This window comes from Streptomyces spectabilis (genome assembly GCF_008704795.1).
GTDB lineage: Bacteria > Actinomycetota > Actinomycetes > Streptomycetales > Streptomycetaceae > Streptomyces > Streptomyces spectabilis.
Genome location: NZ_CP023690.1, coordinates 144176 through 171066, shown reverse-complemented (window position 1 = coordinate 171066; position 26891 = coordinate 144176). Strand labels below are relative to the sequence as shown.

Sequence of the window (26891 nt, the reverse complement as noted above, 5' to 3'; positions counted from 1 at the left end):
GCGGCCTGGGCAAGCTGGCTGGCCAGGTGGAAGACAGGGGTGCCGATGCGGTTGAGGTCGCTCTCGGGCGCGGTGGGTCCGCGTTGGTGCAGTCGGGCCCGCACCCACCAGAAGCTCTCTGCGAGATGGCGTGCCTGGGACGCCACGTCCGCAGAGCCGGTCTATGCCCAGCCGGTCGGTGCTTGTCCAGCGGTGCTGTGCCGACGTCGGCCTAAGGGGCACTCAGATGCCGGGCCCGGCTCGGTCCAGGCACCAGCACCCCCAACAGACAACCTCGGGGAGCGCCGATCTACCGCTTGTGGGCCGTGCCCGGCACGTGGCAGCCGTAGGCGCCGACGTAACCGTTGCCCATCCCCGCACTCGCGCACTCCGTCTGCAGGTTCTTGACGGTGTACGACTGGGTCTGCCCGCCCCCGGTGAACACGGTCGTTGTCGCCGTGTCGACGGTGAAGTGGTAGGGAGCGCCGTTGTCGACGAAGTCGCAGCCGGCTGCCGGCGCCCTCAGGTTGGGGAAGAGGTATCCCTGCCCGGTCGGCAGGAGGGCGAAGGATGTCGACGTGGAGCAATGGGTCGTGGTGGCCGCCTGCGCGGGCGGCGCTGTGGTGACGACCACGCTCGTGGCGGCAGCCAGGACGGCGCCCGTTGCCAGGACGTGGCGCGATCGATGCCTCATGTGTCCTCCCACCTCTTTCACCACTGGGGCCGTACGGGACGCGGTGGTGGCCGCACGGCCGACGGGCGTTCAGTCTTGCGGTGGCCGGTCTGTCGTGCACAGCCCGGAACCGGCCCGGCCGTATGCGCGCCCTGGTACACCTCGAAGGGTCCCTGCGGTCCGCTGTTCTTCGGGCCACCGCCCGAGCAGATGGGCGGCAGGGTACCCCCGCAGCTGTCCGACCACGTGGCTGCTGTCGCTGTCACGCCGAGACCGGCCAGGTGGACCTGCGCCCCGACTTCCCAGTCTTCGCCGCTCAGCAGTGCCTGCTCAGCGCCCGCACTGTCGCTGCGGTGCACAGGGCGGTCGGTGCCGACGTCGTGCGCGCCGTCCGGGTCTTGGCCATCGGCGCCGTCCCGGTCTCCCTGTACGGCGCGCAGCCGCTGGCTGGCCGCCGCGCCGGAGGCTCCGCAGATGCTGGTGACGACCCGTGAGTCTCGCGGCGGACGTGCCCTGCGCAGTGATCGCCCCTGTGTCGTCGTCGAGGTGGCGGTGCGCCGGGGAGGCGCCAGCGCACGACTTGGGTCTGATGGGCCCGGGTGCGTGCTTGGTTGCTACACCATCGGGTCATGACCGAGACGTGTCCCCAGTTGGCTTTGCTGAACGTCGCCTATCTGCGAGCCCCGCTGACCGATCCGGTGATAGGGGAGTTCGTCGCGCTGCTGAACCCGGTCAACCAACATGCCGGTGGAAGCGACGGGTTCGTGTGGCCCTCTACAGGCTGCGCATGGCCGGTGACGACCGGATCCTGGGCACCCTGTCGGTGTGGGAGTCGGTGGCGGCCGCGGAGGCGTTTGTCCTTGATGAGCGTCGCTCGTTGGACGGATACGGGCACGGTGCACCGGGTCCTGGTCCGCAACGGTCTGGTGAACCGCCAGGTCCAGGTCCATCGTCGCGTCTACGAGCGATGGCAGCGCGAAGCTCCCATGCAGTTGTGGCAGACCGACCTGATGGGTGGGGTGTTTCTCGCTGACGGGCGCGAGTACAAGCCCGTCACCGGGACCGACGACGACTCCCGCTTCATCGTGATCGCCTCGGTGCTGGTGCAGCCCACCGGCCGGGCTGTGTGCCAGGCGTTCATCGAAGCGATGCGGCGGTTCGGGGCCCCTCGGAGGTACTGACCGACAACGGCAAGCAGTTCACCGGCCGTTACGCCAAGCCCCTGCCGGTGGAGGTCATGTTCGAACGGGTCCGCCGCGAGAGCGGCATCAACCAGCGCCTGTTCATGAGGGCGGCTGCGATGGAGTAGCGAACGTGGTGGCCGGCTATGGCCGCTGCGATGCCCAGCGCGATGAAGCAGGTGGGACTCGAGGTGCAGGCTCCCCTGACCAGCGAGTATCCCTTGGCGATCCAGACGTAGGTGGCGAGGGCGCCGATTCGCTGCGCGGCGCCGCCGGATGTGCGAGGCCCGGTGCCGGGTGGGTCAAGTGGTGGTGGGCCAGGTCCGCAGCAGTGCGGCGATGTGGCCTGCGGTGCAGGTGGGGTCGAGGAGCAGGTCCTTGAGGGCGATGGCGTGGTCGCGGGTGGGCTTGACGGTGATCCCGGCCGCTTCGAGGTACATGACGCCCGTGGCGGCGGCGACCGCGAGATTGGAGCGCTCCAGCCAGCGGCACCGGCCCAGGGTGTGGACCAGGGCTGCGGCCTTGGCGTAAGGACCGTCGTAGACGGGCTGTTCGAACAGCTCGGCCCGGTGGCGGGCGACCGCCGCGAGGGGAACGCCGTAGTCGTCGGGTGCCGGGTCGTTGGCCCCGGCGACCTCGGTGACGTGCAGGATCCAGGAGACGTCGATGTGCAGCTCCATCAGGCCGCGTGCGCTCCCCGGGATGCCTGCTGGGCCTGCTCGGCCTCGTCGAAGACCGCCTGGTGGTCGGCCAGGAATCCGGCGGCGGCGCCCACCGCGCGTGCGCGCAGGCCGCTCGCGTCCTCCTGCACCAGCCTCGCCAGATAGTCCCCGACGCTCAAACCCAGGTCAGCGGCACGCTGCTTCGCCAGGTCCGCGACGTCCTGGTCCACGCGCGCGCCCAGTTGTGTCTTCGCCATACCCGGCATGGTAACAGCTGTTACCAGGGTGTCGAGGGGGTGGTCGCCAGGCGGCCCCGTCCAGGACGTCGCCTGCGTGCGGGCCACGATCGTGACCGGGGCCCGCACGATGTCTACCTACGCCGGCTCGTCACGCGCGCCGCAGCGCGTCGCGGCCCGCGTAGCGCGCGGAGTCACCCAACTCCTCTTCGATCCGGATGAGTTGGTTGTACTTCGCCGTGCGGTCGGAGCGGGAGAGGGAGCCGGTCTTGATCTGGCCGCAGCCGGTGGCCACCGCCAGGTCGGCGATGGTGGTGTCCTCCGTCTCGCCCGAGCGGTGCGACATGACGGCCGTCCAGCCCGCGCTGTGGGCCGTGGCCACGGTGGCAAGGGCCTCGGTCAGGGTCCCGATCTGGTTGACCTTGACCAGGACCGAGTTGCCGACGCCGGTGCGGATGCCCTCGCGCAGCAGCGTCTCGTTCGTGCAGAACACGTCGTCGCCGGTGAGCTGGCAGCGGTCACCGACACGGGCGGTCAGCTCGCGCCAGCCGTCCAGGTCGTCCTCCGCCATCGGGTCCTCGATGGAGACGATCGGGTACGCGTCGATGAGCTTGGCCAGGTAGTCGGCGTTCTCGGAGGGGGTGCGGCGCACTCCCTCGCCCGCGTAGTCGTACACCCCGTCCCGGAAGAACTCCGACGACGCCGGGTCCATGATCAGGCCGATGTCCGTGCCGGGGCGGTAGCCGGTGCGCTCGATGGCGGTCATCACGAAGTCGAGCGCCTCCTCGGCGGTCCGCAGCGCGGGCGCGAAGCCGCCCTCGTCGCCGACCCCGGTGGAGTGCCCCGCGGCCAGCAGGTCGCGGCGCAGGGTGTGGAAGACCTCGCTGCCCATGCGGACGGCTTCGGCGAAGGTGTCCGCGCCCACGGGCGCGATCATGAACTCTTGGAAGTCCAGCGGATTGTCGGCGTGGGCGCCGCCGTTGACGATGTTCATCATCGGCAGCGGCAGGAGGTGGGCGTCGGTGCCGCCGAGGTAGCGGTAGAGGGGCTGGCGGTGGGCCGCCGCGGCGGCCTTGGCGGCGGCGAGCGAGACGCCGAGGACCGCGTTGGCGCCGAGCCGGGACTTCGTGGCGGTGCCGTCGAGGGTGACGAGGGCGGCGTCGAGGCCCGCCTGGTCCGCCGCGTCCCGGCCGCGCACGGCCGCCGCGATCTCCCCGTTGACGTGGGCCACCGCGCGGTCGACGCCCTTGCCGTGCCATCGCGCGGCATCTCCGTCGCGCAGCTCCACGGCCTCCCGGGCGCCGGTGGAGGCACCAGAGGGGACGGCCGCGCGACCCAGGGACCCGTCCGTAAGGACGACGTCGACCTCGACCGTGGGGTTGCCCCGGCTGTCGATGATCCGGCGGGCGGTGACGGTCTCGATGGCGGCGTCGGTGTTCTTGGCGGGTTCGACTGCCTGTGCGGACATGGGAGGTCCTTCCCGTTGTCGTGTGTGCCGTGCCCCTGGCTGCGACAACGCTGGCGCTGAGCCCGACGAAGCAAAACCATACAGCAATGCTGCGCAGTTTTGCTGTTCAGGTTTGCTGTTCAGCATTGCTGTGCAGGTCAGGTGCGCAGCTTTGCTGACCAACGGGGTAAAGTGCCCTATGCCCACCCCGGAAGCCGCCGCCATCGCCGTCGAACTGCGTACCGCGATGGGCAAGCTCACGCGCCGCGTCAAGGACGAGGACCGCATCCCGCTGGGCCAGGCCGCCGTGCTCGGCGCGCTCGACCGCAACGGCGCCATGACCACCAGCGACCTCGCCGCCGATCAGCGCGTGCGCCCCCAGTCGATGGCCCGCGCGGTGGGGCTGCTCATGGAGCAGAACCTGATCACGCGCCGGGCGCACCCCACGGACGGCCGCAAGTCACTGGTCGAGCTGTCGGACGCGGGCCGAACCGCACTCGAAGCGGAGCGCGGCCGCAGGGCCGGCTGGCTCGCACAGGCCATCGAGGCCGAACTCACAGAGGAGGAGCGGGCCCTGCTGGCTCGCAGCACCACTCTGCTGGAGCGGCTCGCGGGGCGCTGACTTCCGCCCCGCCTTGCTGTGACGCCCGGCGCACTGGGTGCCGTACGGTCAGCAAATTCGACCAATGCCGGTGCGTGCCACCGCTGTTAGCCTGCGTCCATGGTCAACGGGAGACCACCCGGCCGGACATCTCGCATCGCCGGGAACAACCGGCCGGAGCGGGTACTGATCCTGGCCAGCTTCGTGAACCGTGTCAGCAATGGACTCTTCAACGCGGCGTCGGTGCTCTACTGCACGCTGGTCGTGGACCTTCCGGCAGCGCAGGTGGGCGCCGCTCTCACCGTCGCCGGGGCGATCGGTCTGCTCGTGGGGATTCCGGGAGGCCATCTTGCTGATCGGCGTGGGCGGCGTACGGTCATGGTGCTCGCTCTGGCGGTGCAAGCAGCGGCGATGTCCGCTCTTGCGCTGGTCGAGACCTGGGGCGCCCTCGCGGTCGTCGCCACCGTCGGTCAACTCGCCGCAGCCGTCGGCGGCGCGGCCTGGGGTGCCCTTGTGGCCCGGGTCGGTACCGACCATCCGGCGCTGTTCCGGGCAAAGCTCCGTACTTACGTCAATCTTGGCGTCGTCCTGGGAACCGTGGGTGCCGGGTTCGCGGTGACGGCGCATACGCGTACCGCCTACGTCGTGCTGATTCTCGGCAAACGCGGCCAGCTTTGCGCTGTGTGCCCTCCTCCGGCTCTTGCTCCCCGACTACAAGGCATGGGCGCCGCCTTCGCCGCAACGCCGCTGGACAGCCCTCGCCGACCGACCGTTCGTGACCTTCACCGTCCTCTACGGCGCGATGGGACTTGCAGTACCCGGCGGTATCCCTGCTTCTGCCGATATGGATCTCAGCACACACGGACGCGCCGCGCTGGACCGTCGCCGCGGTATTCGCGGTCAATGCCGGATTCTGCGTCCTCTTGCAGACCAGAATCGGATCCCGCGTCGAAACCCCTCGCGACGGCGGCACAGCGTTCCGCAGGGCAGGACTGCTCTTCCTCCTCAGCTGCCCGATGCTGGCCCTGACGGCGTACGTTCCCGTGTGGGCCGCCGCTGCCCTCCTGATCGTGGCGATCTTCGTCCACAGTCTCGGGGAGATGTGGGAGTCCTCTGCCGGTTTCGCCCTTGGCTTCGGTCTGGCACCGGACCATGCACAAGGCCAGTACCAGGGGCTCCTCGGGCTGGGCTTCGCAGGGAGCCGCAGCCGCGGGACCCAGCGGAGCGCCGGACGGGACGCATGCGTCGCCGCAAGGTGACGGGTGGCCCGGGACCTGTGACCCGCCCGTACAGCAGCCAATCGTGCCTGGTTTTGAGACTGCCCTGTGGAACGGCGTGTTCCGTGGCGTGCAGAGGGAACGAACTGGCTCCGAGTTGCCGCATGGGGCAGGGGGAGGCTTGGAGACTGATCTTGCGTCTGTGGCCGTCGGCGTGCTGGCCGCGGCGTTGACCGGAACCGCTACGAACGTCGGACAGGAAGCCGCGGCCGCCGTGGTGCGGACCGTGCGGGAGCGGCTGGACACGACGTCCCGGGGGCGGGCTGCCCTGGCCGGCCTTGCGGCCGCGCCGGACGACGCCGAAGCACGCCGCGAGGCGGAGACGATACTGCGGGAAGAGACGCAGACGGACCCGGCCCTGCGCGGCACACTGACGGCGCACCTGAGCACGTCGTCGAGCCAGACGGTCGGCAGTGTCGTCATCAACGGCAGCAAGATTCGCGGCAGTCAGATCACCCTCGGACCCGTCACCATCAACAAGCCGAGCTCGACAGGCGGACTGCTGAGCCTCATCGCCGCGCTCGCGGTCGTCATCGGTCTCCTCATCTACGGAGGGGTACGACTTGCTGTCGACACCTCACCCGGGACCGATGACGGCGATTCCGTGAAGGCGCGTGCATTGAGCGTGGCCGAGACCGAAAAGATGCTGCCCGCCCTGACGGACCTGCGGGGAACCTGGGGAACCCTCATGCCGCCGACGGCGGAAGGCGGTGGCGGAGGGCGGTGTCACGAAGGTGGAACGGATTACAGGACGGCGGAAGGCTCCGGCCCACACGATCTCAAGCTGCGATTCCGCGTGAACGCCTGCCCGAACACCACCCGCGCGACCAAGGGCTACGCCGAAATCGTCAAGCTGCGCCGGAACCCCGGAGGCCGCAAGGAGTACCCCTTCTCGGCACAGAAGTTCGGCGACGAGAGCACGACGACCAGGTATCGGGTCGAGGACGAGACGATGGCCGACCCTTCGCAGGTGGGGGAGCACCTGATGTCAAGGGCACGCGTCGGGACCGTCGTCATCGAGATGCACTACGGGCCGATCCGTGACGAGGCGGGTTCCGAACGTGAGGCAGCGGAACTCATGCGGATCATGTGCGACCGCGCACGAGAGATTCAGGGAGGCGGCTGACAGCCGAAGCGGGACGGCGGGCCTACCTGCCCTGGCGCCCCGGCAGCAGCGCGCCCGCCCCGAGAGCCACGGCAACCAGCACGCAGGCCGCGCTCAGCAGGCCCTCCCGCATCCCCGCGGTGAAGTCCCCGGCGAGGAGCGCCCCGAAGGCGGCGGTGCTCACCGCTCCGCCCGTCTGACGAGCGGTGTTGAGCAGCGCCGCCGCCGTACCGGCCCGCTCGGCGGCGACGCTGTCGAGCATCAGGGAGGTCAGCGCCGGCATGGCGAGGGAGCCGCCGACGCCCAGCGGGATCATCAGGAGCGCGGTCACCCAGGCGGGCGTGCCGGAGTCGACGGGCAGCAGCGCGCCGCAGCCCAGCGCGACGGTCAGCAGTCCGGCGACGACCACCGTCCGCCGTCCGAAGCGGGTGACAGCCCGCGGCGAGAGGTAGTTGACGTTGGCGGTGATCAGCGCCATTGGCACGAACATCAGCCCGGCCGAGAGTGCCGACTGCCCCCGCTGCTCCTGGAAGAAGAGACTCAGTACGAACACCCCTCCGTAGAAAGCCGCGTTGAGAGCGAAGCCCGAGAGGGCCGGCACGGTGACGCCGCGCAGCCGGAACAGCTCCAGCGGCAGCATCGGGTGGCGCCGCCGTGCCTCGACGGCCACGAAGCCGACCGCGCACCCCACCGCGACCACGACCGCCGTGAGAACGGCGCGGGTGAACCCGTCGTGCCCGCCCTCGATCACGGCGAAGGTGAGTGAGGCAAGGGCCAGCACCGCCGTCACCTGCCCCGGCAGGTCGAACGCGACGGAGCGGCGCGGGGAGCGCGCCGCCCGCATCAGGGCCAGGAGCCCGACGATCCCGGTCGGCACGTTGAGGCAGAACACGGCGCGCCAGCTCCACGCCGTGGTGAGCAGCCCGCCCAGGACGGGCCCTGCGGCGACAGCCACCGCGCCACCGACCGTCCACAGGGCGATGCCACGTGCCCGCTCGACCGGATCGGGGAACGCCTGCCGGATCAGCGCGAGGGACGCGGGCACCATCACAGCCGCCGCGCTGCCCTGCACCACGCGGGCCGCGATCAGCACCCCGAGCGTCGGCGCCGCCCCGCAGCCCAGCGAGGCGAGCGTGAAGACGCCGAGCCCCCAGCCGTACGCGCGCCGCGCGCCCACCGCGTCCGAGAGCGCACCGGCGGAGAGCATCAGGGCCGCGAACATCAACGTATAGCTGTCGACGACCCAGGGGAGACCGGACGACGAGCCGCCCAGGTCGTCCCGCATCGCGGGCAGCGCGACGTTGACGCCGGAGACATCGACCGTGATCACGAAGAAGCCGAGGACGGCGGCGACCAGCGCCGCGCGGGGGGAACCCGGCCGCCCCGGGCCGCCCCCGACGGACACGCCCGCTTCGACTGCCATGCCCGCACCGGATCGCGTCGTCCTCATGGTGCACCGCTCCTCACCGCGCTGTCGCTGTGGATACGACGAGCAGCGTGCCCCGCGCCCTGCGATCACCGGCAGGCCGAACTGCGAGGGGGAGTACCGTGCCTGGCCCTGATACGGCCTCCCTGCGCCCCACGCTCTTCGCGAGGATGAACGGATGAGCGAAGGCACGGAACTGGGCCGCTTCCTCCGCGCCCGCCGCGGACAACTCCGCCCGCAGGACGTGGGCCTGCGGGCCGGCACAGGCGTGCGCCGCACCCCGGGGCTGCGCCGCGAGGAACTGGCGACCCTCGCCGGGGTCAGCGTCGACTACTACACGCGCATCGAGCGCGGCCGCGAGACCCGGCCCTCACCCGCCGTCGTCGCCGCGCTCGGCGAGTCGCTCCAGCTCTCGGACGAAGCGCTGCACCGGCTGCACGAGTTGGTGTCGCTCGCCGCGGGCCGGCCACCGGCACAGTCACCGGGCCCGTCGCGCACGGTGCGGGACTCGGTGCGCCTCCTGCTGGAGACGGTGCGCCCCGCACCGGCGTACGTCGTCAGCCGCACCAACGACCTGCTGGCCGCCAACCGGCCCGGACTGCGCCTCTTCGCCGGCATCACGGACTGGCCGTGGGAGCACCGCAACATCACGCGCTACATGTTCCTGCACCCCATGAGCCGCAAGCTTTACCGCGACTGGGAGGAGATGGCGGCGCACAGCGCGGGCCATCTGCGCGCGGTGGCGGGCGCCGACCCGGACACGCCGGACCTCGCCCGGCTCGTCGGCGAACTCGTCCTGAAGAGCCCGGAGTTCGCCCGGCTGTGGGAGCGGTACGACGTACAGGAGCGCGGCGGCGGCCTGAAACACTTCCGGCACCCCGAGGTGGGCTCGCTCCGCCTCTCCTTCGAGGTCATGACGGTCTCCCGCACGGACGGCCAGCGCCTCGTCACCTACCAGGCACCGCCCGGCACCCCGGACCACGACGCGATGCTGCTCCTCGACATGGCGAGCCCCGAGGAGGCAGGGCTCCCCGAGGGGCGGGGGCGAGCCGGGTGACGTCCGGTTGTCAGTGGTCGTGCCGGACCCCGCGCCGCCAGACGCTGGTGAGCGAGCCGAGGGCGGAGACGTCCCGGGTGGCGTCGCCCTCGACCAGGAGCAGGTCCGCGCGGAGGCCGGGGGCGATGCGGCTCCGGTCCGTCAGGCCGAAGTGGCGGGCCGGGACGCCGGTCGCCGCGGCGAGCGCCTGCTCGGCCCCGAGCCCGGCCTCGGTGAGCAGCCGCAGCTCTCGGTGGAGGCCGACGCCGTGTGCGGGCGCGAACGGGGTGGCGTCGGTCCCGGCGAGGAGCGGAACGCCCGCCCGGTGCAGGACCCGTAGCGCGCCCACGGCGTTGGCGTAGTGGCCGGGGTGCGGGCACGCGGTGGCATCGGGCTGCTGTGCGGAGACGGCCTCGAAGTAGGCGAGGGTGGTCACGACGAAGACGCCCTGGGCCCGGACCCGCTCGGCGAGGCGCAGGGAGCCCTGGTCCCCGGCAGGGAGGTCGGCCCATACGTGCGCCAGGCCGTCCACACCGGCGTCGAGCGCGCTGTCCACCTGGGCCGCGGTGATCGCGTGGGCGATGACCAGCAGCCCGGCTTCGTGCGCGGCCGAGGTGAGGGCGGCGGCGAAAGGCGGTGTCAGGAGCGGAAGGTCGGTGCCGTGCGTGGTGCCGTCGTCGAGGACGAGCTTGAGGTAGTCGGCGCCCTCGGCAAGGCGGGCCTTGACGAAGGCGGGCGCCTGCGCGGGATCGGTGACATGGTCGATGGCCGTCACCTCGCTCGGGTCGAGGACGGTGCCGGTCAGGGCCGCGAGCAGCTGCGTGGGGTGCCCGCCGGGCGCGGTGGCGATCGTGCCCGCGCTGCGCAGGTCGGCCACGTCGTCGCGGTGGTCCGCCGACCACCGGTGCCGGGCGAGCGGCCGTGGCAGACAGAACATGTCGAGCTCGGTGGTCACTCCGTACCGCAGCGCCTCGGCCAAGCTGCCGTCGAACACATGCGTATGGGCGTCGATCAGCCCCGGCAGCAGCGTCCTGCCCCGCCCGTCGACCTCCATGTCGGCGGTGTCGCCCACGGCGTTGTCGCTTGCGGCGGCGCCGACCGCGGTGATGAGACCGTCCTCCAGCACTACGTCGGTGACGCCGAGGGCACGCTCACCGTCGAACACGTGGGCGCCGCGAATCGTTGTACGCATCGAAGTCCTCTCTGTGGCTGCCGAGGAGGCTCCTTCTCCCCGGCAGCCCCACAGAGCGGGGGCGGGTGTTCACTGTGACATCGCCGGGCGTCATCGTGTCGTGGCTCACATTCCGGCCCTGATGTCACACTCGCGGCGCGACGGCCCTCTTCGGTCCGACTGAGGAGTGGGGCAGAGGATCCCCGCAGCGGAATCCCGATAGATCCCGCCAGAGGAATCCCACACGAGAGCCCCGGCACAAGGAGAGGGAACACATGACGCCCACCCCACCGCCGCACCCGGCCGCCGATGCCGTCACCGACATCGACACCGTCACCGACCAGTTCCTCGGCCACCGCGAGCTGCTGTTCGCGGTGATCTACAACATGCTCGGCAGCGTCGCCGACACCGAGGACGCGCTCCAGGAGGTGTGGCTGGCCTGGTCCGCCCGGCACCGCAGACCGGACGCCGAACCCGTGGCGAACGCCCGGGCCTATCTCGTACGCGTCGCGGTCAACCACGCTCTCGCCCGCCGCGCGGAGCTGAGCCGCAGGCGAGAGACCTACCCCGGTCCTTGGCTGCCGGAACCGCTGGTGACGGACGAAGGCTCCGTCACGGACGGCGCCGAGCGCGCCGAGGCGCTGTCCATGGCCGTGCTGGTGGTGCTGGAGACCCTGTCGCCGCTGGAGCGTGCCGTGTTCGTGCTGTACGAGGTGTTCGGGTTCACCCATCCGGAGATCGCGCGCATGCTGAACCGCTCACCGACGGCCGTCCGCCAACTCGCCACGCGTGCGCGCCGACACGTCCACGCGCGCCGCCCCCGCCACCGGCCGGAGCCGGATCTGCACGCCCAGGTCACCGAGCGGTTCGCCGCGGCAGCGCTGGGCGGTGACCTTCGGGAGCTCATGGAGGTCCTGTCACCCGACGTGACGCTCTGGACCGACAGCGGAGGCAAGGGCCCCGCCGTCAGCCTGTCGCCCGTCCACGGCCGGGACCAGGTCGCAGCGGTGTTCATGGCGGTGGCCCGGGCAGCGCTCGCGGAGGGGCTGGACGTCCACTACCGGCTGGTGGCTACGGATCCCTGTGCGCTGGTCTTCTCCGGCGACTGCCCGCTCGCCGTCCTGGTGGTGGACCTCGCGCCCGAGGGGGACCGGATCGTCAGCGTCTTCTCGGTCACCAACCCGGACAAGCTCTCCGGCGTACGGCCTCCCCGTTGATGTCAGAGCGGACCTGGTCCCGGCAAGGGGGGGGGGAGGACGTCGGGTCACCTGCGGGCCGCGGTCTCCGAGGGCAGTTCGGCGAAGCGGTCGCGGTACTGGGCGGCGAAGCGGCCGAGGTGCGAGACGCCCCACCGGTAGGCGATCGTGCCGACGGGGTCGCTGGAGGCGAGGATGTCCTCACGGATCCGGTCGAGCCGCAGGTTGCGGACGTAGGACATGGGCGAGAGGCCCAGCCGATCGCGGAACGCGGAGCTGAGGGTCCGCGTGCCGCAGCCCGCGGCAACGGCGATGGCGCCGAGGCTGATGTGCTCGGTGAGGTTCGCTTCGATGAACGCGAGGGCGGCCCGCAGGGGGCGCGGGTGGCCGGGCCGCGGACCGTCGCACAGCTCGCCGGTGTGCGAGTGCGGCTGGGCAAGGAGCAGCGCGGTGACGAGACAACGCAGCTGGCTACGCCGCAGCTCCGGGTGCTGGAACAGGGGGTCTTCCGAGTCCAGCTGTTCGAGGAGGGAACGGACGAGGAGTCGCACCGCCCGGCCCTTGGGCCTGGCCAGGTCGAGGCGGAAGTCGAAGCGCACGGTCGCCACCGGCGGGCGCCCGGTCAGCGCGGCGAACTCCTGGTCGACCAGGGCGGCGTCGATCCGCAGGCCGAGGAACCGCGTGGTGCGGCCGCGCAGCGGCCGTAGTTCCTGGGTGTCTCCGGGGTTGGCGATCCCCGCCGTCACCTCGTCGAGGGTCGCCCGCAGGCCGCCGCACGATGCCGAGATGGCGCCGGAGACACCGATGTTGACGAAGTAGGAGCCGCGCACACGGCCCTCGGTCGAGGCGACGCGCACGTCGAGCGGCGAGACGAAGTAGCCCACCGCGAAGTCGTGCGCGGCGACCCCGCGCAGTTCGTGATCGCCGCCGCGCAGCTCGGCCAGGGGCGACGCGGCGATCGAGCCGCCGAACAGGCGGGTGGCGCCGTTGAGCAGGTCGGCGGGGTTCTGGGATCGGGTGATGAGGTGGTTGCGCAGCGGTGTCGTCGGCACGATGGCGGGGTCACCTCCCTAGAGGCTCATTGTCAGGCATGACGGTCGGCCTTCCTGATTCGGCGGTGCCGCGTCCGCGCGAGGCCCCACGACGGGATCAGACGGTGAGGACGAGCTTGCCCTGGAGGTGCCCCCCGTCGAGCAGCCGGTGCGCGTCCGCGACGCGCTCGAAAGGGAACGTCTCCTGTACGTGGACCCGCAGCCTGCCCTGTTCGACGAGTTCGACGAGACCTCGCAGGGCGCCCGGATCGGGGTCGACCGCGATGCCGCTGAAGCGCATGCCGGCCGCCGCGTACCGGGCGATCAGCTCCGCGTCCTCTTCGGCGACAGCCGTCACCAAGTGACCGCCCGGGCGGAGCACTTCGAGCGACCGCTCGGCGGTGTCGCCGCCGATCGTGTCGAGGACGACGTCGATGTCGCGGACCGCGTCGGTGAAGTCGACGGCCTTGTAGTCGATCACCTCGTCGGCCCCGAACCCCTCGACGAATCCCCGCTTGCTTCCGCTCGCGGTCGCGATCACGTGCGCGCCGAACGCTTTCGCGATCTGGATCGCGACGTGGCCGACCCCGCCACCGCCGCCGTGGACCAGGACGCGGTCGCCCTCGCTCACGCCGCCGAGGTCGACGAGACCCTGCCACGCCGTCAGCCCGACGACCGGCAGCGCCGACGCCTCGACGTGCGAGAGCGCCGCCGGTTTGCGTTCCAGGTGTAACGCCGGAGCCGACACGACCTCGGCATACGCGCTCACCGCCCGCGGGAACAGGGGCATCCCGAACACCTCGTCGCCGGGCCTGAACCGCCACGTCTGCGCCTCCTCGACCACACCGCTGACGTCCCAGCCGAGGACGAAGGGCGGCTGGCCGAGCAGCGGGAACTCACCGGCACGCAGGCGCGCTTCCAGCGGGTTGAGCCCGATCGCCTTGACGCGGACGAGAACCTCGGTCGGGAGGGGCCGGGGCTCGGGCGCGTCCACGATGGTGAGGACTTCGGGACCGCCGAGCGTCTGCTGGGTGATGACACGCATGTCTCTCCTGAGCTTTAGGGGGGAGGGATCCCAGGTTAGGTTTCTGACAGGAACCAGCAGGTGCCTGTGGCGCGGGTACCTTGGGCGCCATGAGCGGCTTCGGTCGCGGTGATCGCGGTGATCCCTTCCTCGCCGACTGTCCAGCGCGTCTGGCGGTCGAGCTGATCGCCGACAAGTGGACGGTCGTCGTGCTCTACGGCCTCAGCAAGGGCCCGGTGCGCCACGGCGAGCTGATCGAGCTGATCGGGGGCATCTCCCGCAAGATGCTCACCCAGACGCTCCGACGGCTTCAGGCGCACGGACTCATCCGCCGCCACGCCTACGCCGAGGTGCCGCCCCGCGTCGAGTACGAGCTCAGCCCGCTCGGGGCGACGCTGATCGATCCGATCCACGCGCTGACCGAGTGGGCGAGGGCGAACGGCGACGCGGTGCTCGACGCACTCGACGCCCGTCCCGAGCCGGTCGCCCCCAGCGACTGAGGCCCCGGCCGCACTCGCTCTGCGGGCTCGCGTCGCCGGACGGTCAGGCGGGCTCGGCCATGAGCCGATGGCAGGAATCAACCAGCGGATACGCCTCGTGATGGCGCCGCGCCTGCTCCAGGCCGATGATCGCCACCGAGGTCTCCACGAGCGCCCGGCACCGCTGCGCGCGCCGCCTGACGAAGGCCTGGAGCCCCGCGCCGACAGATTCGTACCGCTCCAGTTCCTGAGCCAGTACGAGCCCGTCCTCGATGGCCAGGGCGGCGCCACTGGCCATCTGCGGTGCGGGAGCATGCGCGGCGTCACCGATGACCACGCCGCTGCCCCGGTTCCAGGCACCCTCTAGGAGCGCGGTACGGACGGGACGACGTACCACCCATGCCGACGCCGATACCAGGGAGCGGATCTCCTCCACCTGGCCAGGGAAGGGCTCAAGGAGCCGCCGCAGGCGCGGGGCGAGGTCGGCATCGGGCAGGACGCTCCGCTCCGCGCCGTTCTCCGTCAGGAACACGTACGCCTGCCCGGCCGAGAGAGGCACGAGGCCCGCCGTGTCGGTCTTCCCGGCGAACTGGTGGATCCCGGTGGCCCACGGCGGGCGGGGCACCAGAGCCCGCCACACCATCTGCCCGTGGAAGTCGAGTGAGGCCCCGAGCCCCAGCAGGCGCCGCGTCGACGAACGGATCCCGTCCGCGCCCACCACCAGTGCGACCCTGCGGACCACCCCGTCCGACAACCGCATACGGACCAGCTCCCCCTCCTGATCCACCGCCGCGACGGTCACTCCGTGGCGTACGACCACACCGCTACGCTCGGCTTCCGTGCGCAGGATGCGGTGCAGTACGGGGCGTGCGATGCCGACCATCGCGGGCCGCCGCGCACCGAGCAGGCGCGGCGGCCGGACCTCTCCCGCGGGCTCACCGCCCACGTCCACATGCGTGATCGTGCTCATGCCGTAGCCCTCGGCCAGACACGTGTCCGCAAGGCCCAGCCCGTCCAGCGCGCGCAGCGACGGGCCGGTCAGGCACAGCCCCCAACCGGCGGTCGCCTCCGGCGGGCCGATCTCGACGATCTCCACCTGCCATCCGCCGCGTGCCAGGGCAGTGGCCGCCGTCAGACCAGCCACGCCCGCACCCACGATCACGGCCGTCCGCACACCGCGACAGCTCTCCATGTACGCCTCCAGTGCGCCGATTTCCTCGGAACCGTAGGGCGCGGCGGCGCTCCGCCGTGTCCGAATCGGGCGGCGGCCATCCGCTGTCGGCAAGCGATGGCCATCCGAGCGGAACGCCGGAGCCGGGGGCCCTGCGGCACGGCCGCGAGAGGCCCGGGCAGGGTGCCCCGTGCTAACGTTGGGTGTTTGCAGTGTCGCTGTGCTGGTGCTCCGATCGGTGCCCCTGGCCGGTGGCCGCGTCCCCGCCGCGCCTTCCTCGGTACGGTCCCTTCGAGGAAGGCTTTCTGTGAGCGAATCAGCACGTGTCGACGCCGGGCAGCACGACGGCGCGCCGGAGGCGTCGGGCGGCACCGAGGCGCTGCCCACGGCGGCGTCCTTCGCGGAGCTGGGGCTGCCGAGCGCGGTGCTGCGGACGCTCGACGAGCACGGTGTGACGGTGCCCTTCCCCATCCAGGCGGCGGCGCTGCCGAACGCGCTCGCGGGACGGGACGTCCTGGGCCGGGGCCGCACGGGCTCCGGCAAGACGCTCGCCTTCGGCCTGGGGATGCTCGCCCGGACCGCCGGGCGGCGCGCCCAGCCCAAGGAGCCGCTCGCGCTCGTCCTCGTACCCACCAGGGAGCTGGCACAGCAGGTCGGCGAGGCGCTCACCCCGTACGCCGAGGCGCTGCGGCTGCGCCTTGCGACCGTGGTGGGCGGAGTGTCCATCGGACGGCAGGCCGCCGCGCTGCGGGACGGCGCCGAGATCGTCGTCGCCACGCCCGGCCGGCTGCACGACCTCGTCGAGCGCAAGGACTGCCGACTGGGACGGGTGCGCGTCGCGGTCCTGGACGAGGCCGACCAGATGTGCGACATGGGATTCATGCCGCAGGTCACCGAGCTCCTGGACCAGGTGCGTCCCGACGGGCAGCGGATGCTGTTCTCCGCCACCCTCGACCGCGACGTCGACCAGCTGGTGCGGCAGTATCTGCGCGACCCCGCCGTCCACTCTGTGGACCCCTCGTCCAGCGCGGTCACCGCGATCGAGCACCATGTCTTCGTCGTACACGGTCCTGACCGGTACGCCGTGGCCACGGAGATCGCCGCCCGGGACGGTCGCGTCCTGCTGTTCCTGGACACCAAGCACGGTGTCGACCAGCTCACGCGGCATCTGCGGGCCAGCGGTGTGGCCGCCGCCGCCCTGCACAGCGGGAAGTCCCAGCCGCAGCGCTCCCGCACCCTGGCCCAGTTCAAGGACGGCCAGGTCACCGCGCTCGTGGCGACGAACGTCGCCGCACGAGGCCTGCACGTCGACGACCTCGACCTCGTGGTCAACGTCGACCCGGCCACCGACCCGAAGGACTATCTGCACCGCGCGGGCCGCACGGCCCGGGCCGGTCGCTCCGGCACCGCCGTGACCCTCGTCCTGTCGGGCCAGCGCCGTGAGACGAGCCAGGTCATGTCTGACGCCGGCGTCGCCCCCAAGGTCACCAAGGTGCGGTCCGGCGAGGCGGAGCTGAGCCGGATCACCGGTGCCAAGGCCCCCTCCGGACAGCCCCTCGACGGCGGGCCCGCCGCACCGCGCCCCAAGAACCACAACGCCCCGTTCCGCGGCCTGGGCAGCACCAAGGACGCGAAGAGCGGCTCCGGCGGCAGGTCGGCGCGCAAGAGCAGCGAGGCCCGCAAGCTCGCCGAGGCCCGCAAGGCGGCCCGGGTACGGCGCGGCGGCTGAGCCCGGCGGCTCCCCGGGCCGCCGGGCGGGACCGGGTCAGGTGGGTTCGTCGATGGGGCCCAGGAGCTGGTTCCCGGGAGCCTTGGGGTCGGTGCTGAGGTAGAACTCGGTGATGGCGGTCCTGAATTCGCTGTGGCTGAGCGAGCCGTCGCCGTCGCTGTCCAGGAGGCGGAACGCCGCTTCGGAGTGTGTGGGCGGGATCCCGAGGGCGTCGTACATGCGGACGTACTCTTCCTGGCTCAGCGTTCCGTCCTGGTTGGTGTCCAGCGCGCGCATCAAGGCGTCGACGATGGCCAGCACGGCTTGTTCGAAGTGCTGGGGGTCGGTGACCTCGGCCTTCATGACGGTGATGAACTCCTGCGGGGAGATCCGCCCGTCTCCGTCGCTGTCGCCGTGGGTGAGCAGCAATTGCCACCATGTCTCGAAGGCGTCTCGCATGGCTGTGGCGTTGGCCGTGTCGTCCTCGCGTGCGAGCGCGGCGAACCGCTCGGCCATGGCGTGCAGGTCGTCGTGGGTGAGCAGGCCGTCCCCGTTCTGGTCGAACCAGCGGAAGACGGTGTTGAACTTCTGCGCCTTCACGTCGTCCGTCATGTGTGCTCCCTTCGCGTCCCGTCACATCCGGTGACGGGCGTGACGTAGCTGCCGGAGCGGATGGCCGCGCCGCCCTGCAGACGGTAGGAGCAAGGGCGTTGGGGGACCAGGGCTGTTGAGGCCGTTCCTGCGGCAGCGCTTCCGCTGGGCCTCGGGGGCCGGCCTAGAGGTACGGGAGGACGAAGTCGTACCCGGCCTTGCGGTGGGCGGCACCGGCCGGGCAGACGCCGTCGGTGGGGTAGCCGTAGAAGAACAACCCGTAACACTTGTCGCAGAAGCGCCAGTTGCGCTGCGACTTGCCGTTCTCGGGGATGTCGTGCGGCAGGACGAAGTCGTACCCCGCCATGCGGTGCGCGCCGCCGGTGGGGCAGCGGCCGTTGGTCGGGTAGCCGTAGAAGAACAGGCCGTAGCACTTGTCGCAGAAGCGCCAGTTGCGCTGGGCGGTCGGTGTCTCCGGCACGCCGTGCGGCAGGTTGAAGTTGAACCCGGCCGAGTCGTGCCCGCCGCCCGCCGGGCACGCGCCGTCGGACGGGTAGCCGCGGAAGAAGAGGCCGTAGCACTTCGTGCAGAACCGCCAGTCCGCCTGGTTCGCCCGGGCCGAGGCGGGGCCGCGTCGGGGTCCTGCCGCCGCGGCGGGGCCGGCGAGTGCCCCGGCCGTCGCGGCGGTGGCCGCCGCGCCCGCCGTCGCCTTGAGCACGGTGATGAGCATGGCGCGCCGGTCCGGGTTCTCGGTGTCTCCGCCGCCTTTCGGCGACCCGGGCTTCGGCTGTCTCAGGTCCATGAGGAACTCCTTCGCTCCGACGGCCCCCGCCACCACGGATCACGGCAACGGGCGTCCGCAGTACGGGATTTCAAAGGCTCGGCCCCGGCACCAGGCCTCCCAGGACCTCCGGTTCGCCGAGGCGCCCTCACCCTGCCCCAAGGCTCCGTCTGCTGCCAGTACGGTTCCGGTCAGTGGAACTTCACGGCTTTCGGAGGTGGCGAGAGCGGCGATCGCGCACCCGCGATGCCGCCGTTTCCGGGGCGGCGGCGTGGCGTTGTCTGGCCCAGTGGTACAGCACCACCGAAGCCACCGCGGCGCTTGCGCACCAGGTGGAGATGAACTCCCGCTGCCACAGGACGAAGGACACCGCAGCCCCGATGGCGGCCAGGATCCCGAGGAGGGTGAGGACGCGGTCACCGGAGAGGAGCAGGGAGCCGACGGTGGCGAGCAGGTAGCCCGTGACGGTCAGCCCTGTGTGTGAAAGGCCGAGGGTGTAGCCGACCGTGTGTTCGCGGATCTCGGCGGTCACGGTACGAGTGACCAGCGCGTACGCGAGTGCTGCCGACGTCGCGATACCCGCGGCGAGGGGGATGAGCAGGCGCCTGCGAGCGTGGGGCGGAGCGGCGCACAGGACGGCTGCGGGTACCCACAGCGGGAGCAGGGGGAGAGCGATGACGGCCCAGGCCGTGGTGGCGGGTCCGCTGCCGCCGTTGTGGTGCCAGACGGCGGCTTCGATGAGCTGGTGGGCCCCGAGGAGGAGCGGGAGCGCGGCCAGGGGCAGGTCACGGGGGCGTCGGGCCGCCCTGGCCACGGTGGCGATTCCTACGGCCGTGATGCCCGTGCCCGCGATGAGGTCGGCTGTCGCGCTCCAGCACATGGGAGCAACGGTACGGGTGCCCCCGTGCCGGAGCGCGGCAGGTGTCCCTTGCGATCCGTGCGCGACGGCCGCCTCGTACTCCAGGACTTGTCGTTTTTCGATATGTTCACCTAGGCTGGAACATATCGAAAGTCGATAGGGGAGGTTGATGGTGAACACGCGTCTGACCCGGACCGTGGGCTCGGTGTCCATGCTGCTGGCTGTGGTGCTCGGGCTGGCTTTTCTGGGACAGAGCACCTTGCGCCTGTTCGACGACGGGACGGTGTGCGCGAAGACAGGGTTCTGGGTCAACGCCAAACTGGATGGTGGCCTGCCGGTCGTGGCGGGCGTGGAGGCGTCCAGCAGCCAGGCGAATCTGTGCCAGCAGGATCCCTCGTTCGCCCAGCGCGCGGCCGGCGTGGGGGACGAGCTGACCTGGGGACTGTTCGCGGCCGTGGCGCTGGTGATGTTCGCCCTGCTGCTGAGGGCGATCGTCGATAACGGGCCGTTCACCGACACCGCGGCCCGGCACCTGACACGGCTGGGCTGGGCCGTGACCCTGGGCGCGCCGGTGGCCTCGCTGCTCACCGGCTGGTCCCATGCGTGGCTGGTGCAGAGCATGGCGCCGACGGTGGGGACCGACGTACAGATGGACGGACCGCTGGAACTGATAGTGCCGGGTCTGGCAGCCTTGATCCTCGGTAAGATCATGCGTCAGGGCGTGGCCATGCGGGAGGACCTCGAAGGGACGGTGTGATGGCCGACGAGGAACTCCACACCATCGACATCCACCTGGACCGGCTCCTGGCCGAACGCGGCATGACCCTCACCGAACTCTCCGCGCAGGTGGGCATCACCGTGGTGAACCTGTCCATCCTCAAGAACGGCCGCGCCAAAGCGATCCGCTTCTCCACCCTGTCGAAGATCTGCGATGCCCTGCACTGCCAGCCGGGAGATCTGATCACCCATCACTCGGCCGACTCGGCCTGAACCCCGCGCCGGGCGGCGATTTCCCGCCCCGGGCGCGAGGGCCGGGTGTACGGGAAAATGACGGAAGGCCCGGGGACACCAGCCTGCGCTGGTCCGTCCCACCTTCGAAGGCCCGGATGTCACCTTCCCTTGAGCGACCACAGAGAGGGGACGAGGGTGTCCAGCTCCCGTCCTTCCGCGCGGCGGCCGTACCGGGCGCGCAGTACCAGCAGGACGACGCCGCCCACGGCGCCCGCACCGGCGTACCCGACGACCATGTCCTTCTCGACGGGCGACTCGCTGATGTGGGCAACACCGCTCCGCGACACCCAGACGCGGTCACCGGTGATGTCGCTGGTCCCCTCGCCCTCCTCGTCCCACACGCCGTCCTCGGGCACGCCCTCGATGGCGCCGCGGACCGTCCGGCCTGCCGGGTCCCTCCAGGCGAAGTCGCCCAGCTCGCGCCCGTCGGTGACCGTCGCCCAGTAACCGGCCCGGTAGGCCTGCGTGGCGACGAGCGCGTGCCGCAGCGGGACGGCGAAGGCGACCAGCGCGGCTGCCCACAGCACGACCGCCACGACTACGGCGAACCGACTCCGGCTGCCCTTCGCACCCCGAACGTCCCTCACACCGCCCCCCCGCACGTAACTCGTTCGAGCTGCCACCTTAAGGTCCGCGCTGGTCGAGGCACTTCGGGAAGGTGGTCGGGTGGCGGGGCGTGGGTGCTTCTTCGGTGTCACCGGCGGAGGCTCACCCGGTCCCGCCCCGCCTCCTTCGTCACTTCCTCGGGGCTGCGATCTCGGGCCTGGCGGCGCCCTGGATGCCGTCCAGGTCGAAGGTGACCTCCGCCGTACCCAAGGGGGCGTCGGCGGCCACCGCGATCCGCTCCTGTTGGGGTTCCAGCTGTACGGCTGCGTGTGTCCTCGTTCGCGGCCTGTGGCCGGACAAGGAGCTGGTGGTAGCCCGGCTTGTCGCCGAAACCGTCCGGCCGGACCGGCAGGGCGAAGGTCTGTCCGCCGTCCTGGTGGATGCCTTACGCGCCAACGGCGCCCGCCGGGGCTTCGGCGACCCCGGTTGTTGCCTCCGACCAGCTGGGCCCGGTCGAGAACCCGCACGCCTTGGCGGGCGCGGGCCGGGGTGAGTCGGCGGGCTGCGCCGGTCACCCTCACGCCGAACCGAACGGCCACTTGAGGGGGTCGAGAGTTGGCCGTGGCCGCCGGAGAAGCGGCTCAGGACGTCCGCGAGGTCGCGGCGTGGGCGCGCGTCGTCGGCCGGCATTTCCAGGAGCAGGCTTACGGCGGTGATCGCCTCGCCCAGCGTCGTGCTGCGCGGGGCGAGGCGGTGCCATGCCAGGAGCGGCAGAAGGAAGAGGTCGTGGCGCTGGCGCAGAGGTGTTCCTGGTCCTCGTGGTCACCCCGGCCCTCCTGGCGAGGCTCGGTGAGCGTGCCTGGTCACCGCGCATGCGCCGTCAGTGCGCGGAGAGGGGAGTGCGTCGCCTGTCTGTCTGAGGATGGCGACCGTCTCTCGGGGAGGGCGGGTGGCGGCTGCCCGTGCTGGTGGGGGTAACCCCCGGACGGATACGGCGACGGGCCCCATCGTGGCTGAGTGGCCGCTCCAGCAAGCTCATTGCCTACGGGGCCGAGCGTACGGCGGGCGCTGTGGCGAGTGCTGATGGGGAGGCCGGGATGAAGTGCGTACATCGGGTGCTGGTGACGGTGACGACGGCGGTCGCGGTGCTCGCGGCGCCAACCGCCGCGCTCGCCGGGGCGGGGGAGCCGGATCGTTCCGGGCTGCAGAGAGGACTTGACGCGATCATCGCCGAGAGCGCTGTGGGCGCGCTGATGGAGGTGCGTGACGAAGACGGCGTATGGCGGGGCACCAGCGGGGTCTCCGAGTTGGGTACGACGCGGGCGGTCCCGGCACACGGCCGCTTCCGGATGGGCAGCATCACGAAGACGTTCCTGGCCACCGTCACCCTGCAACTCGTGGCCGAGGGCCGCCTGCGGTTGCACGACAAGGTCGGAACGTGGCTGCCCGGTGCCGTCCCCAACGGCCACCGGATCACCGTGCGGCAGCTGCTCAACCACACGAGCGGGGTGCCGGACTACCGTCGCCTGCTGCCGATGCCGCCGACGCCGGAGTTTCTGGACAACCGCCTGCGGACCTGGCCCGCAGCCGAGTTGGTGCGGCGGGCGGTGGCCAACCCGCCGACGTTCGAACCCCCGGGCTCCGACTACGCGTACTCCAACACCGGCTACCTCCTGCTCGGCCAGATCATCGAGAAGGCGACCGGCCGACCGTACGGCAAGGAGATCGAACGCCGGATCATCCGACCCCTGCGGCTGCACGGCACCTCGGCGCCAGGGACATCCCCGCGCATTCGAGGTCCGCACCCGCACGGCTACGTACCGATAGAGCTGGCCACCGGAAGGCGTCTCGTCGACCTCACCGTGATGAATCCGTCGCTGCTCGGCGCCGGCGGCGAGATGATCTCCACGACGAGCGATCTCAACCGGTTCATGGCCGCGCTGCTCGATGGGCGCCTCCTGCCGGGCCACTTGCTCGACGAGATGCGGACACCAGGTGTCAAGGAAAAGCAGTACGGCCTTGGGCTGCGGTGGCAGGACACCTCGTGCGGGGTTCGCCTGTACGGCAACGACGGCGACGCCCTGGCCTATCAGGCCTGGTCGTTCACCACGGAAGACCGGCGCCGCCAGGTCACCCTCGCGCTCACGCCCGACTTCCGCGGCGATCCGGACGACGCCGTCGACGCGCTCCTCGACAAGGCGTTCTGCGACTGACCCGCACCCGGCGGATCGAGGAGGCGGCTCTGCAGCCGGTCCGGCGCAGTACGCGTCGACGAGGTCATGCCGGTCGGGATCCGGAGCCACTCGCGGGTGGCCCGGGTGGTTCGGGCAGCCAGTCGCGGGTCGGGTCGTACTCCAGCCACCGGCTCCGCTTCGCCTCCTCCGCGCAGGCGGTGGCGAGGCGGTTCAGCCCCGGGTGTCCGTTGCCGGTGCGCCACAGCAGCGACCAGGCGTACAGCGGCGTGGGAGCGACGAGGGGGACGGAGCGCAGTCCGGGGACCTCCGGCAGTGGTACGTCGGCGGGGACCAGCGAGAAGCGCCGTGGCTCGGCCGCCACCTCGGCGAGGAAGTGGGCGAGCCCCAGGTTGACGCTCGGGGCCGTCGCCCGGATGGCGAAACGGTCGGCGAACCGGTGGAGGAAGTCGAGCCGGTCCAGCGCGCCGGGTGCCCACAGCACGCTGTCGCGCAGTTGGTCCGGTCGCAGCGCCGGTTCTGCTGCGAGCGGGTGGCGGGTGCTCAGCACGGCGTCCACTGGTTCGAGGCGGACGAGGCGGTGCGCGAGGCCCGCGGGCAGCGGAGGGTGGACGCGGCCGAAAGCCGCGTCGATGTCACCGTGGAGCAGCGCCGTCGTCACCGACGGCAGATCGCGCCCGTGCCCCAACGCCAGTTCCCCGGCTCGCCCGGCGACCTGGGCCAGCGTCCGCATCGGCGCGTAGAGGTGTCCCCAGACGTCGACGCGCAGCGGGCGTTCCTTGCCGACCGCCGCCGCGACGGCGGCGTCGGCCGCGGCCACGGTCTGCCGGGCCGGCGGGAGGAAGCGCCGTCCGACCTCGGTGAGGCGCACGCCGTTCGCGCCGCGGTGGAACAGGTCGGTGCCGAGCAGCGATTCCAGGCGCGCGATCCTCTTGGACAGGGCCTGCTGGGAGATGGCGAGCGTCCCGGCCGCCCGCCCGAAGTGCAGTTCGTCGGCGGTGCGCACGAAGGCACGTACCTGCGCCACGTCGAGATCCATGGCTCTCACCATAGGTGACAACCGATGGTTGTCGGCCTTCCCCGTTCGTTGTTGGATCTCGGTACGGCCGCGGGGGTTGCATCGTCGGCATGCAAAGACTGATCCCTACGGGGGAGGCGGCGCGCCCTGTCGCCTTCGCCGAGTTCCCCCAGCCCGTGCCGGAGCCCGGTGAAGCACTGGTCAAGGTCGAGGCGTTCGCGCCGAACCGGGGCGAAACCTTCCTTCTCGAACGGCCCCAGCCGGAGCTGCTGCCCGGCAAGGACATCGCAGGGCTCGTCGTCCAGGCGGCGGCCGATGGCTCAGGCCCCGGCATCGGCACCCGCGTGGTCGGGCACCCGGCGCAGGGCGGCTGGGCCGAGTACGCCGCCGTGCCCACGCACTCGCTCGCGGTGCTCCCGGACAGCATCGACAGCGCCAGGGCGGCGGCCCTTCCGCTGGCCGGGATCACCGCTCTGCGGCTGCTGCGTACGGCCGGTTCCCTGGCGGGCCGAAGGGTGCTGCTGACCGGCGCCTCGGGCGGCGTCGGCCACTACGTCACCGAACTGGCTGTCGGGGCCGGAGCCGAGCTGACCGCGGTGACGGCCACGCCGGTGCGCGGCGAGCGGCTGGCGCGGCTCGGCGCGACGCTGGTGCACGAGGTCGCCGCGGCGCGGGGACCGTTCGACATCGTGCTGGAGTCCACGGGCGGGCCGGACCTGCCGCTTGCCCTGTCGAAGATGCGCCCGGGCGGCACGCTCGTCTGGTTCGGCCAGGCGAGCCGCACCCCGGTGACCCTCGACTTCTTCCACCTCCTCGGCGGGCCCGAGCACGCCACGATCCATCACTTCCACTACGCGGGCGCTCCGTACGCCCCCGATCTCGCCGCACTGGTACGCCTCGTGGAACAGGGCCGACTGCACCCGGAGATCGGCCGCACCGCCGACTGGGCGCACACCGCCGACACACTGGTCGACCTACGAGAGCGCCGGATACGCGGCAAGGCCGTCCTGCTGATCGGAGGAGCACGATGAGTACCACCGAGTTCGCCGCCGCCCAGTGGACCCGTGCCACCGGTGCGGGCGTGGACCCGCACGAGTACCGGCGCGTCACGGAGGGCCTCACCTCCGTCGCCGACTGGGGGCCGTCCTTCCTGCACTGCGGACACACCTACCTCCGGCGTGCGGACGACGCCGGATCGTCCCTCTCGGCGGGGGAGTACCTGCTGACGGCGGCCCGGTGGTTCCATCTGGCCACCCTGGCGCCGTACGCGGAAGCGCATCGGGCAGCCGCCGAGGCGGATCGCGCGCTGGGCAGAGCACTCACGGTGCTGGAGCCCGATGCGCGGCGGGTGAGCGGCGAGGGCTTCACCGGCTGGCTGCGCGGCCCCGCCGACGCACCGGGGACGGTGGTCGTCGTCCCCGGCCTCGACTCGGCCAAGGAGGAGTTCCTCGATCTGGCGTCCGCGCTGCTGGCCAGGGGGCTCGCGGTGTTCGCGATGGACGGCCCCGGACAGGGCGTGCTCGCGGCCACCACGACCCTCGAGCCGGACTACGAGCAAGTCGTGGGCCGGGTCATCGACGCCCTCGGCGTCCCACGCATCGGACTCGTCGGTCTCAGCCTGGGCGGCTACTTCGCGGCCCGGACCGCGGCTCTCGAACCACGCGTGGCAGCCGTCGCCACCGTCAGCGGTCCCTTCCGCCTCGACTGGAAGGAACTGCCCCCGCCGGTACGGGACATCATGGCCCGGCGCGCCGGAGGCGCCGACGCCGCCCACGAGTTCGTACGCCACGTGGATCTCGCCGCGCTGGCGCCCCGCATCGCGGCCCCGCTGCTGGTCGTGGACGGCGGCCAGGACGTGATCCCCGGCGTGACGAACGGTGAGCCCCTGGCCCGCCTGGCGCCGGGCGCCAGTTACCTGTCCGTCCCGCACGGCGACCACCTTCTGGGCAACGCGCGGCCCGACTGGCTGCCGCACGTCAGTGATCACATGGCCCACGCGTTGAGCTGAACACCAGCGTGGACAGCCGCACAGGGAGGATCGTCGTCATCATCTGTGCGGCTGCGGGCGCGCCCGGCCCCTCGCCTGCGGGCCGGGCGCGATCCGGTTACGTGGTGAGTGGGTCCGGCTGGGCCGCCGTGGCGGGGGTGGTGCGCGGGTCCTGGGCGGTCTAGCTCAAGAAGGTCGCCCATTCTCCGGGCGGAGCAGTTCCGGATGGTGGCCTTCATGAACGCCTTCCGCGGGTCCCGTGCACGATTACCTCGCAAGTAATCGATCTTGATGTCGTCGGTGTCCATGCTGATCACCCCGAGCGGTGCTGGGCCGCATCGGATGAACAGGAAGGGGACGCGCATGGTCGCGAACCGACGGGGTGTCTTGGCGGTGGCGTTGGCGAGCACTGTTTTGGGTCTTACGACGTCGGCTGCCGCACTGCCAGGTGACGGATCGGCCGATGGCGGTGCAGCTGCCGGGCGAAAGGTGTGCCCGGCAGC

Annotated in this window: 26 protein-coding genes and 2 pseudogenes; 14 read left to right on the top strand and 14 right to left on the bottom strand. The window is 71.5% G+C overall.

Annotated features, from left to right (window positions below):
- Window positions 1-289 precede the first annotated feature (289 nt).
- On the bottom strand, window positions 290-673 hold the full coding sequence (locus CP982_RS00720; protein WP_150508656.1) for a hypothetical protein: 384 nt from the start codon (window positions 671-673) through the stop codon (window positions 290-292).
- Window positions 674-1281: 608 nt separating this feature from the next.
- Between CP982_RS00720 and CP982_RS43175 the strand changes: the two are divergent.
- A pseudogene (locus tag CP982_RS43175) lies at window positions 1282-1425 on the top strand (DUF3291 domain-containing protein); the annotation flags it as partial.
- 60 nt (window positions 1426-1485) lie between these two features.
- A pseudogene (locus tag CP982_RS42320) lies at window positions 1486-1934 on the top strand (DDE-type integrase/transposase/recombinase); the annotation flags it as partial.
- 201 nt (window positions 1935-2135) lie between these two features.
- On the opposite strand, the gene CP982_RS00710 reads toward CP982_RS42320, so the two are convergent.
- The 3 genes from CP982_RS00710 to eno form a co-directional block, all read right to left on the bottom strand.
- Entirely contained in the window at window positions 2136-2513 is a 378-nt protein-coding gene (locus tag CP982_RS00710; protein ID WP_150508654.1) for a fic family toxin-antitoxin system, toxin component, read from the bottom strand.
- Window positions 2513-2752, bottom strand: coding sequence for a hypothetical protein (locus tag CP982_RS00705; RefSeq protein ID WP_144000743.1), 240 nt, complete (start codon window positions 2750-2752; stop codon window positions 2513-2515). The genes CP982_RS00710 and CP982_RS00705 overlap by 1 nt, the downstream gene beginning before the upstream one ends.
- Window positions 2753-2882: 130 nt before the next feature.
- Window positions 2883-4199: a phosphopyruvate hydratase gene (gene eno, locus CP982_RS00700; RefSeq protein WP_150508653.1), complete on the bottom strand. Its 1317-nt coding sequence runs from the start codon at window positions 4197-4199 to the stop codon at window positions 2883-2885.
- Window positions 4200-4377: 178 nt separating this feature from the next.
- Here eno and CP982_RS00695 point away from each other — a divergent pair, with 178 nt between their 5' ends.
- The 3 genes from CP982_RS00695 to CP982_RS00685 all read left to right on the top strand — a co-directional run bounded on the left by CP982_RS00695 (window position 4378) and on the right by CP982_RS00685 (window position 7182).
- Window positions 4378-4800, top strand: coding sequence for a MarR family winged helix-turn-helix transcriptional regulator (locus CP982_RS00695; protein ID WP_144000741.1), 423 nt, complete (start codon window positions 4378-4380; stop codon window positions 4798-4800).
- A gap of 99 nt (window positions 4801-4899) precedes the next feature.
- Window positions 4900-5808, top strand: coding sequence for an MFS transporter (locus CP982_RS43170; protein WP_229879682.1), 909 nt, complete (start codon window positions 4900-4902; stop codon window positions 5806-5808).
- A gap of 390 nt (window positions 5809-6198) precedes the next feature.
- Complete coding sequence (locus tag CP982_RS00685) at window positions 6199-7182, top strand: hypothetical protein (protein ID WP_150508652.1); 984 nt, start codon at window positions 6199-6201, stop codon at window positions 7180-7182.
- Window positions 7183-7204: 22 nt separating this feature from the next.
- Here CP982_RS00685 and CP982_RS00680 read toward each other — a convergent pair whose 3' ends face one another.
- Complete coding sequence (locus tag CP982_RS00680) at window positions 7205-8611, bottom strand: MFS transporter (protein ID WP_229879684.1); 1407 nt, start codon at window positions 8609-8611, stop codon at window positions 7205-7207.
- Window positions 8612-8765: 154 nt separating this feature from the next.
- Here CP982_RS00680 and CP982_RS00675 point away from each other — a divergent pair, with 154 nt between their 5' ends.
- A complete protein-coding gene (locus CP982_RS00675; RefSeq protein WP_150508651.1) occupies window positions 8766-9644 on the top strand; it encodes a helix-turn-helix transcriptional regulator in 879 nt (292 codons plus the stop codon).
- A 10-nt stretch (window positions 9645-9654) separates the two neighbouring features.
- Here CP982_RS00675 and CP982_RS00670 read toward each other — a convergent pair whose 3' ends face one another.
- Window positions 9655-10815, bottom strand: coding sequence for an amidohydrolase family protein (locus tag CP982_RS00670; RefSeq protein WP_150508650.1), 1161 nt, complete (start codon window positions 10813-10815; stop codon window positions 9655-9657).
- 254 nt (window positions 10816-11069) lie between these two features.
- Between CP982_RS00670 and CP982_RS00665 the strand changes: the two genes are divergently transcribed.
- A complete protein-coding gene (locus tag CP982_RS00665) occupies window positions 11070-12011 on the top strand; it encodes a sigma-70 family RNA polymerase sigma factor (RefSeq protein ID WP_150508649.1) in 942 nt (313 codons plus the stop codon).
- Between the two features lie 47 nt (window positions 12012-12058).
- Here CP982_RS00665 and CP982_RS00660 read toward each other — a convergent pair whose 3' ends face one another.
- Both CP982_RS00660 and CP982_RS00655 read right to left on the bottom strand, forming a co-directional pair.
- Window positions 12059-13042, bottom strand: a complete 984-nt coding sequence (locus CP982_RS00660; protein WP_150508648.1) for a helix-turn-helix transcriptional regulator — start codon at window positions 13040-13042, stop codon at window positions 12059-12061.
- A 97-nt stretch (window positions 13043-13139) separates the two neighbouring features.
- Window positions 13140-14066, bottom strand: a complete 927-nt coding sequence (locus tag CP982_RS00655; RefSeq protein WP_150508647.1) for an NADP-dependent oxidoreductase — start codon at window positions 14064-14066, stop codon at window positions 13140-13142.
- A gap of 89 nt (window positions 14067-14155) precedes the next feature.
- Between CP982_RS00655 and CP982_RS00650 the strand changes: the two genes are divergently transcribed.
- The gene (locus CP982_RS00650) at window positions 14156-14545 is read left to right on the top strand and encodes a winged helix-turn-helix transcriptional regulator (RefSeq protein ID WP_150508646.1); all 390 of its coding nucleotides are present in this window, start codon (window positions 14156-14158) and stop codon (window positions 14543-14545) included.
- Between the two features lie 43 nt (window positions 14546-14588).
- Here CP982_RS00650 and CP982_RS00645 read toward each other — a convergent pair whose 3' ends face one another.
- The gene (locus CP982_RS00645) at window positions 14589-15716 is read right to left on the bottom strand and encodes an FAD-dependent monooxygenase (RefSeq protein WP_221515792.1); all 1128 of its coding nucleotides are present in this window, start codon (window positions 15714-15716) and stop codon (window positions 14589-14591) included.
- 286 nt (window positions 15717-16002) lie between these two features.
- On the opposite strand from CP982_RS00645, the gene CP982_RS00640 reads away from it, so the two are divergent.
- On the top strand, window positions 16003-17424 hold the full coding sequence (locus CP982_RS00640) for a DEAD/DEAH box helicase (RefSeq protein ID WP_150508645.1): 1422 nt from the start codon (window positions 16003-16005) through the stop codon (window positions 17422-17424).
- Between the two features lie 36 nt (window positions 17425-17460).
- Here the strand turns inward: CP982_RS00640 and CP982_RS00635 are convergent, their stop codons facing one another.
- The 3 genes from CP982_RS00635 to CP982_RS00625 all read right to left on the bottom strand — a co-directional run bounded on the left by CP982_RS00635 (window position 17461) and on the right by CP982_RS00625 (window position 19655).
- Window positions 17461-18015, bottom strand: coding sequence for an EF-hand domain-containing protein (locus CP982_RS00635; RefSeq protein ID WP_150508644.1), 555 nt, complete (start codon window positions 18013-18015; stop codon window positions 17461-17463).
- Window positions 18016-18178: 163 nt separating this feature from the next.
- A complete protein-coding gene (locus tag CP982_RS00630) occupies window positions 18179-18796 on the bottom strand; it encodes a hypothetical protein (protein WP_184925728.1) in 618 nt (205 codons plus the stop codon).
- Between the two features lie 181 nt (window positions 18797-18977).
- Entirely contained in the window at window positions 18978-19655 is a 678-nt protein-coding gene (locus CP982_RS00625; RefSeq protein ID WP_150508643.1) for a DUF6629 family protein, read from the bottom strand.
- A 148-nt stretch (window positions 19656-19803) separates the two neighbouring features.
- Here CP982_RS00625 and CP982_RS00620 point away from each other — a divergent pair, with 148 nt between their 5' ends.
- Both CP982_RS00620 and CP982_RS00615 read left to right on the top strand, forming a co-directional pair.
- Window positions 19804-20391: a DUF2975 domain-containing protein gene (locus CP982_RS00620; RefSeq protein ID WP_221515793.1), complete on the top strand. Its 588-nt coding sequence runs from the start codon at window positions 19804-19806 to the stop codon at window positions 20389-20391.
- Entirely contained in the window at window positions 20391-20624 is a 234-nt protein-coding gene (locus CP982_RS00615; RefSeq protein WP_150508642.1) for a helix-turn-helix domain-containing protein, read from the top strand. Before CP982_RS00620 ends, CP982_RS00615 begins: the two co-directional genes overlap by 1 nt.
- A 119-nt stretch (window positions 20625-20743) precedes the next feature.
- Here the strand turns inward: CP982_RS00615 and CP982_RS00610 are convergent, their stop codons facing one another.
- Window positions 20744-21181 (bottom strand): hypothetical protein, encoded by a 438-nt coding sequence (locus CP982_RS00610; RefSeq protein WP_150508641.1) that lies wholly within the window; start codon window positions 21179-21181, stop codon window positions 20744-20746.
- Window positions 21182-22288: 1107 nt separating this feature from the next.
- Here CP982_RS00610 and CP982_RS00605 point away from each other — a divergent pair.
- Entirely contained in the window at window positions 22289-23404 is a 1116-nt protein-coding gene (locus tag CP982_RS00605) for a serine hydrolase domain-containing protein (protein ID WP_184925731.1), read from the top strand.
- 64 nt (window positions 23405-23468) lie between these two features.
- Here CP982_RS00605 and CP982_RS00600 read toward each other — a convergent pair whose 3' ends face one another.
- On the bottom strand, window positions 23469-24422 hold the full coding sequence (locus tag CP982_RS00600; protein WP_150508640.1) for a LysR family transcriptional regulator: 954 nt from the start codon (window positions 24420-24422) through the stop codon (window positions 23469-23471).
- 89 nt (window positions 24423-24511) lie between these two features.
- On the opposite strand from CP982_RS00600, the gene CP982_RS00595 reads away from it, so the two are divergent.
- Window positions 24512-25432 carry a zinc-binding dehydrogenase gene (locus CP982_RS00595; protein WP_150508639.1) on the top strand — a complete coding sequence of 307 codons (921 nt, stop codon included), beginning with the start codon at window positions 24512-24514 and terminating at the stop codon, window positions 25430-25432.
- Window positions 25429-26409, top strand: a complete 981-nt coding sequence (locus CP982_RS00590; RefSeq protein WP_150508638.1) for an alpha/beta hydrolase family protein — start codon at window positions 25429-25431, stop codon at window positions 26407-26409. Before CP982_RS00595 ends, CP982_RS00590 begins: the two co-directional genes overlap by 4 nt.
- Window positions 26410-26891: the final 482 nt, after the last annotated feature.

Coding starts and splice junctions, on each gene's coding strand:
- CP982_RS00710 (WP_150508654.1), bottom strand. CDS start 2,513: ATGGAGCTGCACATCGACGTCTCCTGGATCCTGCACGTCACCGAGGTC.
- CP982_RS00620 (WP_221515793.1), top strand. CDS start 19,804: ATGGTGAACACGCGTCTGACCCGGACCGTGGGCTCGGTGTCCATGCTG.
- CP982_RS00655 (WP_150508647.1), bottom strand. CDS start 14,066: ATGCGTGTCATCACCCAGCAGACGCTCGGCGGTCCCGAAGTCCTCACC.
- CP982_RS00630 (WP_184925728.1), bottom strand. CDS start 18,796: ATGGACCTGAGACAGCCGAAGCCCGGGTCGCCGAAAGGCGGCGGAGAC.
- CP982_RS00720 (WP_150508656.1), bottom strand. CDS start 673: ATGAGGCATCGATCGCGCCACGTCCTGGCAACGGGCGCCGTCCTGGCT.
- CP982_RS00675 (WP_150508651.1), top strand. CDS start 8,766: ATGAGCGAAGGCACGGAACTGGGCCGCTTCCTCCGCGCCCGCCGCGGA.
- CP982_RS00600 (WP_150508640.1), bottom strand. CDS start 24,422: ATGGATCTCGACGTGGCGCAGGTACGTGCCTTCGTGCGCACCGCCGAC.
- CP982_RS00615 (WP_150508642.1), top strand. CDS start 20,391: ATGGCCGACGAGGAACTCCACACCATCGACATCCACCTGGACCGGCTC.
- CP982_RS00705 (WP_144000743.1), bottom strand. CDS start 2,752: ATGGCGAAGACACAACTGGGCGCGCGCGTGGACCAGGACGTCGCGGAC.
- CP982_RS00635 (WP_150508644.1), bottom strand. CDS start 18,015: ATGACGGACGACGTGAAGGCGCAGAAGTTCAACACCGTCTTCCGCTGG.
- CP982_RS00625 (WP_150508643.1), bottom strand. CDS start 19,655: ATGTGCTGGAGCGCGACAGCCGACCTCATCGCGGGCACGGGCATCACG.
- CP982_RS00645 (WP_221515792.1), bottom strand. CDS start 15,716: ATGGAGAGCTGTCGCGGTGTGCGGACGGCCGTGATCGTGGGTGCGGGC.
- CP982_RS43170 (WP_229879682.1), top strand. CDS start 4,900: ATGGTCAACGGGAGACCACCCGGCCGGACATCTCGCATCGCCGGGAAC.
- CP982_RS00695 (WP_144000741.1), top strand. CDS start 4,378: ATGCCCACCCCGGAAGCCGCCGCCATCGCCGTCGAACTGCGTACCGCG.
- CP982_RS00650 (WP_150508646.1), top strand. CDS start 14,156: ATGAGCGGCTTCGGTCGCGGTGATCGCGGTGATCCCTTCCTCGCCGAC.
- CP982_RS00670 (WP_150508650.1), bottom strand. CDS start 10,815: ATGCGTACAACGATTCGCGGCGCCCACGTGTTCGACGGTGAGCGTGCC.
- CP982_RS00665 (WP_150508649.1), top strand. CDS start 11,070: ATGACGCCCACCCCACCGCCGCACCCGGCCGCCGATGCCGTCACCGAC.
- CP982_RS00590 (WP_150508638.1), top strand. CDS start 25,429: ATGAGTACCACCGAGTTCGCCGCCGCCCAGTGGACCCGTGCCACCGGT.
- CP982_RS00605 (WP_184925731.1), top strand. CDS start 22,289: ATGAAGTGCGTACATCGGGTGCTGGTGACGGTGACGACGGCGGTCGCG.
- CP982_RS00680 (WP_229879684.1), bottom strand. CDS start 8,611: ATGAGGACGACGCGATCCGGTGCGGGCATGGCAGTCGAAGCGGGCGTG.
- eno (WP_150508653.1), bottom strand. CDS start 4,199: ATGTCCGCACAGGCAGTCGAACCCGCCAAGAACACCGACGCCGCCATC.
- CP982_RS00595 (WP_150508639.1), top strand. CDS start 24,512: ATGCAAAGACTGATCCCTACGGGGGAGGCGGCGCGCCCTGTCGCCTTC.